At 43.9% G+C, this 14,152-nt stretch carries 13 protein-coding genes; 3 read left to right on the top strand and 10 right to left on the bottom strand.

Annotated elements, in window-relative coordinates:
* Window positions 1–286: 286 nt before the first annotated feature.
* The 7 genes from J2S25_RS06130 to J2S25_RS06160 form a co-directional block, all read right to left on the bottom strand.
* Window positions 287–1,063: a 3-hydroxybutyrate dehydrogenase gene (locus J2S25_RS06130; RefSeq protein ID WP_307191525.1), complete on the bottom strand. Its 777-nt coding sequence runs from the start codon at window positions 1,061–1,063 to the stop codon at window positions 287–289.
* Between the two features lie 15 nt (window positions 1,064–1,078).
* A complete protein-coding gene (locus tag J2S25_RS06135; RefSeq protein ID WP_307191526.1) occupies window positions 1,079–2,398 on the bottom strand; it encodes a GntP family permease in 1,320 nt (439 codons plus the stop codon).
* A gap of 334 nt (window positions 2,399–2,732) precedes the next feature.
* Window positions 2,733–4,097, bottom strand: coding sequence for a sigma-54 interaction domain-containing protein (locus tag J2S25_RS06140; protein ID WP_307191548.1), 1,365 nt, complete (start codon window positions 4,095–4,097; stop codon window positions 2,733–2,735).
* Between the two features lie 82 nt (window positions 4,098–4,179).
* The gene (locus tag J2S25_RS06145) at window positions 4,180–4,707 is read right to left on the bottom strand and encodes a CueP family metal-binding protein (protein ID WP_307191527.1); all 528 of its coding nucleotides are present in this window, start codon (window positions 4,705–4,707) and stop codon (window positions 4,180–4,182) included.
* 81 nt (window positions 4,708–4,788) lie between these two features.
* The gene (locus tag J2S25_RS06150; protein WP_044392600.1) at window positions 4,789–5,973 is read right to left on the bottom strand and encodes an MDR family MFS transporter; all 1,185 of its coding nucleotides are present in this window, start codon (window positions 5,971–5,973) and stop codon (window positions 4,789–4,791) included.
* A 183-nt stretch (window positions 5,974–6,156) separates the two neighbouring features.
* Complete coding sequence (locus J2S25_RS06155; protein WP_044392601.1) at window positions 6,157–6,336, bottom strand: hypothetical protein; 180 nt, start codon at window positions 6,334–6,336, stop codon at window positions 6,157–6,159.
* A 19-nt stretch (window positions 6,337–6,355) separates the two neighbouring features.
* On the bottom strand, window positions 6,356–6,619 hold the full coding sequence (locus tag J2S25_RS06160) for a YtzC family protein (RefSeq protein ID WP_044392602.1): 264 nt from the start codon (window positions 6,617–6,619) through the stop codon (window positions 6,356–6,358).
* Between the two features lie 229 nt (window positions 6,620–6,848).
* Between J2S25_RS06160 and mnmL the strand changes: the two genes are divergently transcribed.
* Entirely contained in the window at window positions 6,849–7,817 is a 969-nt protein-coding gene (mnmL, locus tag J2S25_RS06165; RefSeq protein WP_044392603.1) for a tRNA modification radical SAM protein MnmL/YtqA, read from the top strand.
* Window positions 7,814–8,386 (top strand): tRNA 5-(aminomethyl)-2-thiouridylate-methyltransferase MnmM, encoded by a 573-nt coding sequence (gene mnmM, locus J2S25_RS06170; protein ID WP_307191528.1) that lies wholly within the window; start codon window positions 7,814–7,816, stop codon window positions 8,384–8,386. Before mnmL ends, mnmM begins: the two co-directional genes overlap by 4 nt.
* A gap of 1,002 nt (window positions 8,387–9,388) precedes the next feature.
* Here the strand turns inward: mnmM and tbcS are convergent.
* On the bottom strand, window positions 9,389–10,480 hold the full coding sequence (gene tbcS / locus J2S25_RS06175) for a tetraprenyl-beta-curcumene synthase (protein WP_044395371.1): 1,092 nt from the start codon (window positions 10,478–10,480) through the stop codon (window positions 9,389–9,391).
* Window positions 10,481–10,504: 24 nt separating this feature from the next.
* Window positions 10,505–11,308, bottom strand: a complete 804-nt coding sequence (locus J2S25_RS06180; RefSeq protein WP_044395369.1) for an alpha/beta hydrolase — start codon at window positions 11,306–11,308, stop codon at window positions 10,505–10,507.
* A 139-nt stretch (window positions 11,309–11,447) separates the two neighbouring features.
* Between J2S25_RS06180 and J2S25_RS06185 the strand changes: the two genes are divergently transcribed.
* Window positions 11,448–11,966: a gamma carbonic anhydrase gene (locus J2S25_RS06185; RefSeq protein ID WP_044395367.1), complete on the top strand. Its 519-nt coding sequence runs from the start codon at window positions 11,448–11,450 to the stop codon at window positions 11,964–11,966.
* A gap of 98 nt (window positions 11,967–12,064) precedes the next feature.
* Here J2S25_RS06185 and asnB read toward each other — a convergent pair whose 3' ends face one another.
* The gene (asnB, locus tag J2S25_RS06190) at window positions 12,065–13,960 is read right to left on the bottom strand and encodes an asparagine synthase (glutamine-hydrolyzing) (RefSeq protein ID WP_307191529.1); all 1,896 of its coding nucleotides are present in this window, start codon (window positions 13,958–13,960) and stop codon (window positions 12,065–12,067) included.
* Between the last annotated feature and the right edge of the window lie 192 nt (window positions 13,961–14,152).

Here is a 14,152-nt window from a genome sequence, read left to right on the forward strand (position 1 = left end):
TGAGGAAATTCCTCCATATTAATTCAGAGGATACTGCCACACGAATCCTCCATTCAATGAATCTTCTTATAAATGGCAACACCAAAAACAGAACCTATTCTCCTCCAAAAGATTTTTTTAGCTGATCATCGCCCATCTGCTCGGAGATTTGCGCCATTTTTACCGAATTAATAGAATCATATAACAAGCAGCCGCTTAATGGGCTGCTCGTTATAAAGGCGATATGGAAATTCCATTTCGGTTACTGATGGATTTTTCTATGACGCGCTCTTCCTACTGGATTTTTTCATTGAATCGTATATCCGCCATCAATGACCGCAGCCTGGCCGGTGATTCCTTTCGCAGAATCACTAGCAAGGAACAGCACATAATTGGCGATTTCTTCTACAGCCAGCAGGCGTTTCTGCGGAACTAGCGGGAAAATTACTTCTTCAAGAACTTTTTCCAGTGGGACGTTCCTTGTTTCCGCAAGACTGGATAGCTGATTGCGGACTAACGGAGTATCGACATACCCCGGGCAGACTGCGTTTACTGTTATCCCGTGCTGTGCTGTTTCAAGTGCGGCCACCTTTGTCAGCCCGATTACCCCATGCTTTGCACTGTTGTAAGCTGCTTTACCTGCAAAACCGACAAGCCCATTAATGGATGCGATGTTGATCACCCGGCCAAAACCTTGCTTTTTCATGACTGGCAGGACATGCTTTAATGTCACAAAAGGTGCGGTCAGCATGACCTTGATCAACAGCTCGAATTTTTCGGTCGGAAAGTCTTCAATCATCGATACATATTGCAGGCCTGCGTTATTAATGAGAACATCGACACTTCCAAAGTGCTCAACACATTTCACCACTGCGATTTCGATGTCTTTTTCATTGGTAACATCACATTTTAGACCATAAGCTTCGTACCCTGATTCCCGCAGGCTCTTTGCTGCTTTTTTTACAGCGTCTGCTTGTAAATCTGTCAAAAAAACTTTCCCGCCATGTTCAGCAAAACTCTTTCCAATCTCAAACCCAATCCCCTGGGCGGCCCCGGTGATCAGAACTACTTTGTTTTTTACCATTGAGGAACCCCTTTCTTATATGCCTAACCCAAGTGAGAAAAGAACGATCGCAATTGCCACACCAATTACCGGCACAATGACGGTTACTGCAGCCACCGGATTATACGCGTCCTGATGGGACTCGCCACAGATGGCCCGGACAGTTGTAACAACATAGCCATTATGCGGGAGTGAATCGAGTGCCCCGGAGGATATTGCAGCTACCCGATGCAACGCTTCCGGGTTGACTCCCATATCCAAATAATGCGGAGCAAGCAGAGGCAGGGCAATTGCCTGGCCGCCTGACGCAGATCCTGTCATCCCGGCAATGGCGCTGACTGCAATCGCCGCACCAATCAGCGGGCTTCCAGGAATATTGGTCATCGTATCAACAGCTACCTGGAAGGCAGGAACGGCTTTCGCGACACCGCCGAACCCTACAACAGCAGCCGTGTTGCCAATTGCGATCAAAGCACCCATTGTTCCTTCCGATAGGGCCTCCCAAAAGTTCTTGAAATACTTGCGGTTTAGCAAATAGGCTGATACCACTCCTCCAAGCAGAGCAATAATAAGCGCAGATTGCTTCAATGAATCATGGAACACGAATGAGATGACTAATACCACAACTAAAGGAATAAGCCCCATAAGAGGATGTGGCAGCTCCCGTTTTTCCATTGTGGGATCTGTCTTCCTTGCTTCAAACTTTTCTCCTCTTGCGATAGCTTTTGTGATCATTCGTTTTAGCCACCAGTAACCAAAAATCATCATAAAGACGGCAACAATCGCACTGACCTCCCAGCCTGCAAACGGAGAAGTATGGAGGAACTCAATTGGAATCCAGTTTTGAATTTCCGGAGAACCAGCGGAAGTCATCGTAAAGGTCACCGAACCGAAGGCAAGTGCTGCCGGAATGAATCGTCTTGGCAAATTCGCCTGTCTGAACAAGCTCAAGGCCATAGGATAAACAGAAAATGCTACAACGAACAAGCTGACACCGCCATAAGTCAACACTGCACAGGCAATGACGATCGCAAGCACTGCATACTTCATCCCCAGCTTTTCGACGATGTATTCAGAGACGCTGTCAGCGGCACCGCTATCCTCCATCACCTTGCCAAAAATTGCTCCAAGCAAAAACATCATGTACCAGGCAGTAACAAATCCCGAAAACCCAGCCATATAATTGCCGACAAAGTTGGCCGCCCCCTCCTCGACCAGCTGCGGAAACAATGGCATTCCGCTAAACACAGCTACAAATAACGCAGAAATTGGTCCGACAATTAGCAGATTCATTCCCCTCATCGTCAAATAAATCAATAAAGCCAGACCGCCAATTAATCCAATCATGCTCAGCATACTTTTTCCCCCTTGTTTTTTAAAATGAAAATCACCTGCACTGCACTGCCCTCCTTTTTGATAACGCTTACATATATGGTGAATAAAATTGCTGTCTATCTATAATGCAACTTTTGCGCCAATTTTTTACGGCATATTTATTCTGAATTTTCAGTCGTTATAGTCCGGATTTCTGGACTCCCGTTTATTTTTGCATTTTATATTAATAGATTCGAAATGTCCTTCCCTATCCATAACTTGTTTGTTTTTTACCTTTTACACAGTAAATAACTTCTCTTTATATACTAGAAAAAAAGAAAGTCCGGAAATTCGGACGGAATTCCGAATTTCCGGACTACAGGAGTCCATATTTATGAAGCTTTTCATAGAGTGTTGATCTGCTGATCCCCAGTTCCCTGCAAACTTGGACTTTATCGTCATTATTTTTCTCTAGACTTTGCCTCAGTACCCATTTTTCTGTTTCTTCCATAATGTCCTTGAGCTTCTTATTATTGAATCGATACATGGCAGTCTGTGTTTGCAGGTAATCCGGCAAAGAGTCCAGCGTAATCTGCTCCCCTTTTGTCAAATGGACCGCAGCTTCAATGACGTTTTCCAATTCGCGGATATTTCCTGGCCAACTATAAGACATCAAAATTCCCATGACCGTTTTTTCTATTCCGGCAATCCGCTTGCCTAACCGGTTGGTAACTTTATCAATAAAATAGGCAATCAGCAACTTTAAGTCCTCCGCTCGTTCTCTTAAAGGAGGAATATTGAATGGAACGACATTGATCCGGTAAAAAAGATCCTCTCTGAATCGCTTCTCTTCAATCATGTTTTCAAGTGGCCTGTTCGTCGCAGCGATAATTCGGACATCGACAGAAATTGATTTGGTCGACCCGATCGGTTCTATTTCCCCATCCTGCAAGGCACGCAAAAGCTTCACCTGCATACTTAGTGGCATGTCCCCAATCTCATCCAGGAAGAGGGTGCCGCCATTTGCCAGCTGGAATTTCCCCTTCTTTCCCCCTTTTTTCGCTCCTGTAAAAGCACCTTCTTCATAGCTGAACAATTCGGATTCAAGCAGGTTTTCTGGTATTGCTCCACAGTTCACCTTGATGAAAGGCTTCTGACTTCGATTGCTTAGCTGGTGGATGCTATGAGCAAATAATTCCTTTCCTGTTCCGCTCTCTCCTCTGATCAAAATCGAAACATCACTGTTGGAAACCATTTTCACTTTTTCTTTTAAACTGACCACCAGCTGCGACTCGCCAAGGATGTCATCCAGCGTATATTTCACCCCAGAATCAATTTTTTGGATATATGGCTGCATTCTTGTAAGCAGGCTTTTTACATGACTATCCATTTTCATCCATTCCTGTGTGTCCCTGAAAAAGACCGTACCGAAAGCTGCAACTACCTCGCCATTTTTCATGATGGGTACGCGATTGGCAATCATGTAACTACCTTTGATATATTGCAAATCTGCCAGTTCTTCCTTGCCTGTCTTTGCAACAATGTGCATCCTAGTATTCTCGATCACTTGTGTCACATGCCGGCCAATCGTTTCTTCCCGATTGACCTCAAGGAATTCACAATAATTATGGTTGATGTAGATGATCCTTCCTTCCTGATCCACCACTACAAGCCACTCAAATGCATTCTCGACAATGATTTCCATAATATCAGCCGGGATAAGAAATTGCTTTGTTTTCATCATCCGTCCCCTAGTTTTTCTTTTGATTTTATCACATTTTTCTGAAAATATAAAAAAGCACCTTGAAATTAGGTGCCTTCGTCTACATTAATTGCATGTTCGTGATGCAGGTCGGATCATTTTCAAAAGTGGATATTTCCGATTCAACACTTTTCCTGTCGGATTCTATCTTTATTTTGTACTTGTGATCACGCGGAAGCCATAAATCGATGAACCCATTTTGCTGGGTCATTCTCTTTTCGTCTACGACTACGTTCCCGGCTTCATCCTCGATGTACACATCAAACTCTTTTTCAACCAATTCTCCTTGACAACCTGTCAAGCTGTGGTTGCTTCAAGGATGGGTTTGATTTTCATAAGGTGCGATGGAGACGAAGAAGTCTCCTGCGGAAATATCATAAACTTGCTTGTTTCCTGCCTTGTCGGCAATCACCAGCTCCTTAGCAGTAATGGAAGCAGTATTGCCCTCTATTTTGCCCGTGCTGTAGTCACTTACCAATTCCTTGATGTTTTGCATTTGTTTTTCAGGTTCGGCAGTATTATCGCCACTATTGCACCCAGCCAGAAAACCGGCAGCCAAAAAAACCATTCCGAGGATTTTAAATTTCAACCCATTCACCTCCTCATTCTTATTTTAAATGGAAAATATGCATTTTTCATCGAGAAAAAAGCGGAACATTGTAGCCAGCATTTACGCGCTTGCAGTGATCTTATGTGCTTCTTTCAATTTCCGATCGTATATTACGGTTGTAAAAATACCGATAAACATAATTGCGATCAGTACCGAAAATAACATGGACATTCCGTACAAATCGACTAGAATTCCGCCCATGAGCGGGCCGATCATCTTGCCGCCAGTCGCGGTACTGTTGACAATTCCTTGATAAAAGCCTTCCCTGCCTTTGGGCGCCAGGTCATTTGCGATCGTCGGTACAGCTGGCCAAATCAGCATTTCTCCAATTGTCAGGATCATCATGCCTGCAATGAAACCCAAAAACACATGGGCGCCAGCAGCTACCGCATAAGAAACCATGAAAATGACCATCCCGATGATGATCTGCAGCTTTAGCTTATTCTGGAACGGCTTGATCAGCCTGTTGACAATCGGCTGGCCTAGAACAATCAATGCCCCATTGATGCTCCAGAGAATACTATATTGATTCAGCGAAATGTTCATTTCCCGTGTATAAGCAGCAATTGTTGTTTGCCATTGAACGTATCCAACCCAGGCAAGCAAATAACCAATAGCCAGTATCAAAAGAGCATAAAGCTTGGTATGATTTTTGACAGCGCCGTTTTCCTGAAGGACATTCGTTTGCTTCGCTGCCTTGCTGTCGATCGAGCGATAGCCAAAAAGAGCGATCATCATAAAAAGTAAATACATGGCTCCGTTTGCGATGAAAATCAGCTGAAAGGAATAAGATGCGACAACCCCACCAAGCGCAGCTCCAATTGCGACTCCAAGGTTCTGGGCGACATAGATCGCGTTGAATGCTCTGCGGCCGCCTTCCTTCCAGACCGAACCCGCCATTGCATACATTGCCGGAAAGACGATTCCGGAACCAAACCCAACCAATGTCATAAAGAAGATATACTGCGGCCAGCCAGGCCAGAATGTCAAGCCAAGCAGGGCTATAATGGTAATGCTGATTCCAAGAATGATAGACTTATAACCGCCAATTTTATCAAAAAGACTGCCACCAAAAAGATTGCCAATGACGCTGGCAGCAGCATTCAACATTAATACGATTCCGGCAACAGATAATGATTTGCCGAGGTGCTCATGTATATAGATGGTATTCAAAGGCCACAAAAAAGAGGAACCAGTCACATTGACTGTCATCCCGATAATCAACAGCCACAAGGCTCTAGGCATTATAAAACGCCTTCTTTCACTAAATTAATTTGAAAAACGGGAACAATACCAATGTAATTGTAGTGGTTTTAACAGAGGGATGCAATAAGAATAAATCGAGTCATGTAAAGTTGAAATTTTCTATTTTTATTTACATAGGCTGTTGTTCCTCGCTTCCACTATGGAAGCGAGGGTGTAACCACTTTATGAAGATTGCTCTTGTTCGGGATGGAATTTTGATTTTACAGGTTGCCCGCCGCTTTGTTCATACTTCTTCTTTGATTCTTTGATTGGATCATATTCCATTCCAGCTTCAAGATCTTGGTTGTTTATTCCATTTCGGGTCTTTTGTTCCGGGTTATTTTGCTTTGAGCGTTTTTTCAAAGTTTCTCCCTCCTCGTTTTTAATGATCAAGCAATATCATATTGTTCTGAACCTGCTGTAATTGCAACCTCATCCGATGAAGCTGGTCACGCTGCTGTGCGTTTGCACTGTAGGCAAGCTTGACAAGGTCATTATAGGCAGCTTCTATCGCTTGAAGAGCTTGTGTGAAATCACTGTCCTGATCATGCTGTTGAGACGCCGCACTCTTGTATTGCTCCTGGGCAAGATTGATTGCATCCTCGCATTCCTGAAGTAGCTGGTCAACTGAGTTTCGTGTTGCCAATTTTAGCCCTCCTTTTTCTAGTGCTGAAGCAAGTCTGCTTCTTCTTTATTTTGTTCACAATCGTTTTTCCTATCACGTTTTCCTATTGTATAATATTGGGAATCACTAAGTGAAACTTTTTGTGAAGCGGTCCGTTCATTTTCTTTTGTAATCTTTTTGCAATTGGATTCACCTATTCTAAGTGGTACAATGCTTATTATTACTGACAGTTTATAAGGAGGTTGCTGGCATGAAACAAGCCAACCCTTTTCCATACGCAACTGATGATAAACGATACCATACATGGAATTACCATTTGCGGAACCAATTTGGTCATAAGGTTTTCAAGGTCGCGCTTGATGGCGGCTTTGACTGCCCGAACCGTGACGGTACGGTAGCTTACGGCGGATGCAGCTTTTGCAGCGCTGCTGGCTCAGGCGATTTTGCCGGGGACCGTGTGGAAGATCTCGGCACACAATTCAAGAAGATAAAAGAAAAAATGCATACAAAATGGAAAGATGGCAAGTATATGGCTTATTTTCAAGCTTTCACCAATACCCACGCACCTGTTGAGATTTTGCGTGAAAAATACGAAACCATTTTGAAGGAGGAAGGGGTCGTTGGCCTTTCGATTGCGACCAGGCCTGATTGCCTGCCAGACGATGTGGTGGAATACCTTGCTGAACTGAATGAACGTACATATTTATGGGTGGAGCTTGGTCTTCAGACTGTTCATGAAAAAACAGCCAATTTAATCAACCGGGCTCATGATTATCAGACATACAAAGAAGGAGTGGCCAAGCTCCGCAAGCACGATATCAACGTCTGTTCTCATATCATTAACGGATTGCCTCTGGAAACACCGGAAATGATGATGGAAACTGCCCAAGAAGTCGCCAAGCTTGATGTCCAAGGCATCAAAATCCATCTTCTCCATTTGCTGAAGGGTACCCCAATGGTCAAGCAGTATGAAAAAGGGATGCTTGAATTCCTTAGCTTTGAGAATTATGTAAAATTAGTCTGTGACCAGCTAGAAATCCTCCCTCCGGAAATGATCATCCACAGAATCACAGGAGACGGCCCAATTGAATTGATGGTCGGCCCAATGTGGAGCGTCAACAAATGGGAAGTGCTAAATGCGATAGACAAGGAAATGAAACGCCGCAACAGTTGGCAAGGAAAATTCTATACTGGAAACAAAGTGGTGGTCGAAAAATGAAGCTTGAGAAGGTTCTTCCTTTTGCACGAAAGCTCCTTGAACTTGCGGTTAAACCAGGGGATATCGCTGTGGATGCAACTGTCGGAAATGGAAATGATACAATATTTTTAGCAAATCTCGCAGGTCCTTCCGGTCGTATTTACGGCTTTGACATTCAGGACCAAGCACTTATGACCAGCAAAACAAAGCTCCGGGAGCACAAACTGCAGGATCAGGTTACCCTGTTCCACACTGGACATGAGAATATCTCAGAATACATTCCTCCCCTTCATTTTGGCAAAATAACCGCTGCAGTTTTCAATCTTGGTTATTTGCCAGGAGGAGACAAAAACATTGTCACCGTACACGAAAAAACCATAATGGCCATTGATCAGCTGCTTGAAATCATGGCACCAGAGGGCATCATCGTGATCGTGGTTTACCATGGACACCCGGAAGGCAAAGTAGAACGGGAATATTTATTGCGTTATGTAAAATCACTGGATCAAAACACCGCCCACGTTTTAGAGTATAAATTCCTGAACCAAAAGAACAATCCGCCATTTATTATTGCGATAGAGAAGATATAAGCGAAGTTCCCTGAAATGGGAGCTTTTTTTATTCGGTTGACAGTGCACGGGCACATAATTGCCTTTTATGTGACCATGAATTGGGCTTTCTCCTGTTCACGGGCACATGATTGCCTTTTATGTGACCATTAATTAGACTTTCTCTAGTTCACGGGCACATGATTGCCTTTTATGTGACCATTAATCGAGCATTCTCTAGTTCACGGGCACATAATTGCCTTTTATGTGACCGTTAATCGGGCTTTCTCCTGTTCACGGGCACATCCTTTTATGTGACCGTTAATCGGGCTTTCTCTAGTTCACGGGCACATGATTGCCTCTTATGTGACCATTAATTGGGCTTTCTCCTGTTCACGGGCACATGATTGCTTTTTATGTGACCATGAATTGGGCTTTCTCTTGTTCACGGGCATATGATTGCCTTTTATGTGACCGTTAATCGGGCTTTCTCTAGTTCACGGGCACATGATTGCCTTTTATGTGACCATTAATTGGGCTTTCTCTTGTTCACGGGCACATAATTGCCTTTTATGTGACCGTTAATCGGGCTTTCTCTTGTTCACGGGCACATAATTGCCTTTTATGTGACCATGAATTGGGCTTTCTCCTGTTCACGGGCACATAATTGCCTCTTATGTGACCATGAATTGGGCATTCTCTTGTTCACGGGCACATAATTGCCTTTTATGTGACCATGAATTGGGCTTTCTCCTGTTCACGGGCACATAATTGCCTTTTATGTGACCATGAATTGGGCTTTCTCCTGTTCACGGGCACATAATTGCCTTTTATGTGACCGTTAATCGGGCTTTCTCCTGTTCACGGGCACATGATTGCCTTTTATGTGACCGTTAATCGGGCTTTCTCCTGTTCAGTGGCACATGATTGCCTTTTATGTGACCGTAAATTAGACTTTCTCCTGTTCACGGGCACATGCATGATTCAGCTCTCCCTATTTTGAGTACAAACATTATAAAAGCCAGGTTTCCCCTGGCTTCCTAACTATTTTATAAACGCCTTTACGACTCCTGCAGGCACCCATTTCTGCAATGACCGATAAGCTCGTCCATTGATATAAAAGAAGTAGCTGACAGGTCCGGCCGACTTGATCATTTCCCAGGCAAGCTTTCTAATTTTTTCCTGCCTTCTTACTTTTTCGTCGGACAAGTAAACGCCGAGCAGCCCACGGTTAATCAGTTTGTGAAATTTACGGTGTGGCAATCGAGCTGTGTGCCGATCGGCATTTTTCACAAAATGCCGCAACCTATCAAACAATGCTTCTTCATTTTCATAATAAAAACAGAAGTTCAAGTCGCCGCCTTCGCGGTCTTCCTCCTGGTCGATGAAATAATCCAGGAGGATGTGCAGCCCTTGTATGTATGGAAAATAACCGTTGCGGATACTATCCGCATATTCCGGTTTGAAATCATCGCGAAGGGCGTAGGATACGAGACAAAAGATGCCGAGCGTCGATCCAGTACAGGCTGAGAATTCGTACCATTCCATGTCGGGATTTTTTTCACGATGGCCATCGAACCATGTTTGCAGCCTGGGTACACGATCCTTTACCTCCACATGCTTATGAACCTGCAAATCACAATAATATTCGCATAGTTCACCCATATGCTTTTTTACATCCTGATAATGTTCAACCCTAGCAAGGACTTCTCGGCAAGCGGTCACAAGTTCCCTCAAATACCCGCCATCATTCTGGTCTTCTCGTTCGCGGTAATAGTCTTTCAATTGGTGGTCCAGGCTGACAGCATCCGCCATTGACTCATGCAGCGCCGCAAAATCCACCGGATCAAGCGAGGTGCTGCGATCACAAAGATTATCGAGATAATCACTAATTGTCTGGTATGCCACAATGAACCGGATGGCCTCTTTATGATTCTTTTTCGCGGCCAGACTTAAAATCGAACCGCCTTCACAATGGAAAGTCTTGTTTTCAATGCTGGCAAGCGCCTGTTTCCTTAGTTCTGGATTCGGAATTTCCTCCGCCTTGCTTTTCCAATAGGCCAGCTCCCGGTGAACTTGTGGCAGGACTTTTCTGTACACACGATACATCAAACTGATGGGCCTTGATGGAATCATCTCGCTGCTCTCCTCCTCCGCTTACTAATAAACATATCCAATCGCCTTAAGCTGGCTGATGACAAAATCATGCGCATACTCAAAAACCTCTTCGCGTTCTGGTTCATTGAAAACTTCATGGTAGCATTTCGGCCATTCTTTATATCTTTTTTCGGAGAGCGGTGCATTATTGAACCATTCTTTAACAGCACGCTTATCGACAATCTTGTCGTCTCCAGCCTGCAAAAGCAGCGTCGGTACGTCGTGGACTTTATTCATATGCTCAAACGCGAGTTCCATTGCTGCTGCCAGCTCACGGTACCAGCGCACCGATACTTTGGTAATGTATAAGGAATCATTTGCATCAACTGCCCTGACGTCTTCGTTTCTAGTTGCCAGCTCAACAGACAAACCAGAAGAAATTCGAAATGTTGGAACGATTACATTCAAGCCATGCGAGAGCATATCCAGCATTCGTGATGGATATTTCACTAAACCAAGGCATGGGGAGGACAAGATCAATCCGGCAATTTCGATATGTTCTTCTTGGAGCAAGCGGATGGCAATGAGTCCGCCCATGCTATGGCCAAACAGAAACACTGGGAGGTCAAAGTCATATGCTGCATTTATCCACTCTTTCACTTCTAAAATATATTCATCAAAGGAATCAATATGGCCACGGTTCGCTCTTGTCGTCATCCCATGTCCAGGCAAATCCCCCATTATGACATGAAATCCCGCTGAGCGCCACGCTTCAATCAGCCATCCATAACGGCGATGATGCTCCATCGCACCATGTATCATGACTATTACAGCCTTAGCATTCCCATCAGCTTCCCATTTCCACATGACCATTCCCCCTTAAATCCTTTTTCTTTCTTTAAAAGAACTATAATATATAATTAATGAATAAGAAAAGCGCAAACGCCTGGGTCAGCCCAGATACCAAATGAAAGCGAAAGCATGTTAAAGTATAGGAGTGTGCATAATGATTTATTCTTACAAAGGCAAAACACCGAAAATAGCAGATTCTGCTTTTATCGCGGATTATGTAACCATCTCCGGAGATGTTGAAATCGGAGAGCAGTCGAGTGTCTGGTTCAATACCTCGATACGTGGCGATGTTGCCCCAACGATTATTGGCAATAAAGTGAACATTCAAGATAACTCGGTGCTGCATCAAAGTCCAAATAATCCTTTGATCCTCGAAGACGAGGTGACGGTCGGACATCAAGTCGTCCTACACAGCTGCATTGTTAGGAAAAAGGCTTTGATTGGGATGGGGTCGATCGTCCTTGATAAAGCTGAAATCGGCGAAGGAGCGTTCATCGGTGCCGGAAGCCTTGTTCCTCAAGGAAAAAAGATTCCGCCCAATACACTTGCTTTTGGACGCCCCGCAAAAGTAATTCGAGAATTGAATGAATCTGACATTCGAGATATGGAACGTATTTCCAGAGAATACGCTGAAAAAGGACAATATTATAAAGATTTACAGAACGATACGTAAACTTCATCTAGAGCCATGACCTTCTCTCAAAAAAGAAAAGCACCCTAAAAGCCTGGGTGCAAATGGGAGGATACGCTGGTCGCCAACCTCCCTAATTTTTAAGACTGGAAAACTTTTTGTGCCATATACTCCTTCTCAAAGGAGTATTTTTTTTCAATATACACATCATGCCACATCATAAACATCAATACAGTCCAGATTTTACGGCTGTAATCCGCTTTGTTCTGACAGTGCTCATCCAGTAGCCTCAACACGTAAGCCTTATTAATCAGATGTTCTGTGTTGCTTTCCATAATGATTTTCTTGGCCCATTCGTTCATTTCATTCCTAAGCCAATGTCTAATTGGCACCGGGAAACCAAGTTTCTTGCGGGTAAGCACATGGTCAGGGACCACCCCTTCCGCCGCTTTTCGCAAAATATACTTCGTTGTATGGTTAGCAGTCTTCAGGCTTGTCGGAATTTTAGAAGCTGTTTCAAAAACAACCTTATCAAGGAATGGTACGCGAAGCTCCAAAGAATGTGCCATTGTCATTCTATCAGCTTTTAATAAAATATCGCCGCGCATCCATGTGTGGATATCAATGTACTGCATAGTATCAACCGGATCGTATCCTCGGCTTTCGCGGTATAGAGGCTTCGTTATATCCCTAAAATCGTACTTGCCGTTATATACGCGGAGCAGTTCGCTCTTTTCTTTTTCAGTGAACATTTTTGCATTTCCGATATAGCGCTCTTCCATTGGAGTGACGCCGCGCTCGATGAAACTTTTCCCTTTCAAGCCTTCAGGCATCATTTTGGAGATGCCTTTTAGCAACGCCTTCCCCACTCCAGGAATCTTATTAAAAACCTCAAGGTCTTGCGGTTCGCGGTAAATATTATATCCGCCGAATAATTCATCGGCACCTTCACCGGAAAGGACAACCGTTACATGCTTCCTAGCTTCACGCGCTACGAAATACAATGGGATAGCGGCCGGGTCAGCAAGCGGATCATCCATATGCCACATAATTTTAGGGAGTTCATCCATGTATTCCTGTGGACTGATTACATAGCTGATATTTTCCACACCGAGTCGATCAGCCGTTTCTTTGGCGACATCAATCTCGCTGAAGCCATCCTGTTCAAATCCGACCGAGAATGTCTTGATTCCAGGATGGTATTGCTTTGCGATCGACGCGATGATCGACGAATCAATCCCGCCAGAAAGGAATGAACCAACTGGCACATCACTGCGCATATGAATTTTCACCGATTCGAACAGGACATCCCTGATCTCCTTCGTAAATTCATCCTCTGATTTATGGATAGGCGAGAAGCTCGCTTTCCAGTAACGCTTTATTTCCATCGGCGAACCAATTTTTTTTGTAAAATAATGCCCTGGTTCCAGCTTGTAAATGCCCTCAGACATGGTGTCCGGTTCGGGAACAAACTGGTATGTTAAAAAATGCTGCAGAGCCTTATAATCAATTACATCATTCTGCAAGCCAAGCAAAATGCTCTTCTTTTCAGAACCGAAGAATGTACGATTTTCATCTTCAAAATAAAAGAATGGTTTAATGCCGAAATGGTCCCGTGCCCCGTAAAGAACCATTTCTTGCTTATCCCAAATGACAAATGCGAACATTCCGCGCAGCTTGTCGACAGCCTGCTCCTTGACCTGGCTGTATAGAGCAATGATCACTTCTGTATCAGAGTGGGTTTCGAACGTCAGTCCTTCTTCGATCAACTCTTCACGAAGCTCTAGGTAGTTGTATATTTCTCCGTTGAAAATGATCCAATAACGTTCATTTTCATACGTCAATGGCTGATGGCCAGCCTCCAGGTCGATGATGCTCAAACGACGGAAGCCGAGCTGGATATGCTCATCGTAGAAATATCCATCATCATCTGGACCACGGTGGGTGATGATGTCATTCATATTCTTGAACAGCTGCTTATCTTCGCTGCTGTATTCCTGCGCTTTCTCATGTACACATCCGATAAAGCCACACATTATGTACTTCACCTTCTCCATTTCAGTAAAAAAATTTATTAATGTTTTTTGCTTTCAATCCAAACATACCATCTTATCCTATCATTAAACACAAAATTTTTGCAGTAAAATCCATGGGGAATTTAAGGGAATACTTTATTTTTCACCTTTTGCTCCATTCGCAAACCATCTAATCACTGATTTGACGTTTGA

It is taken from the genome of Mesobacillus stamsii (genome assembly GCF_030814065.1).
GTDB lineage: Bacteria > Bacillota > Bacilli > Bacillales > Cytobacillaceae > Mesobacillus > Mesobacillus stamsii.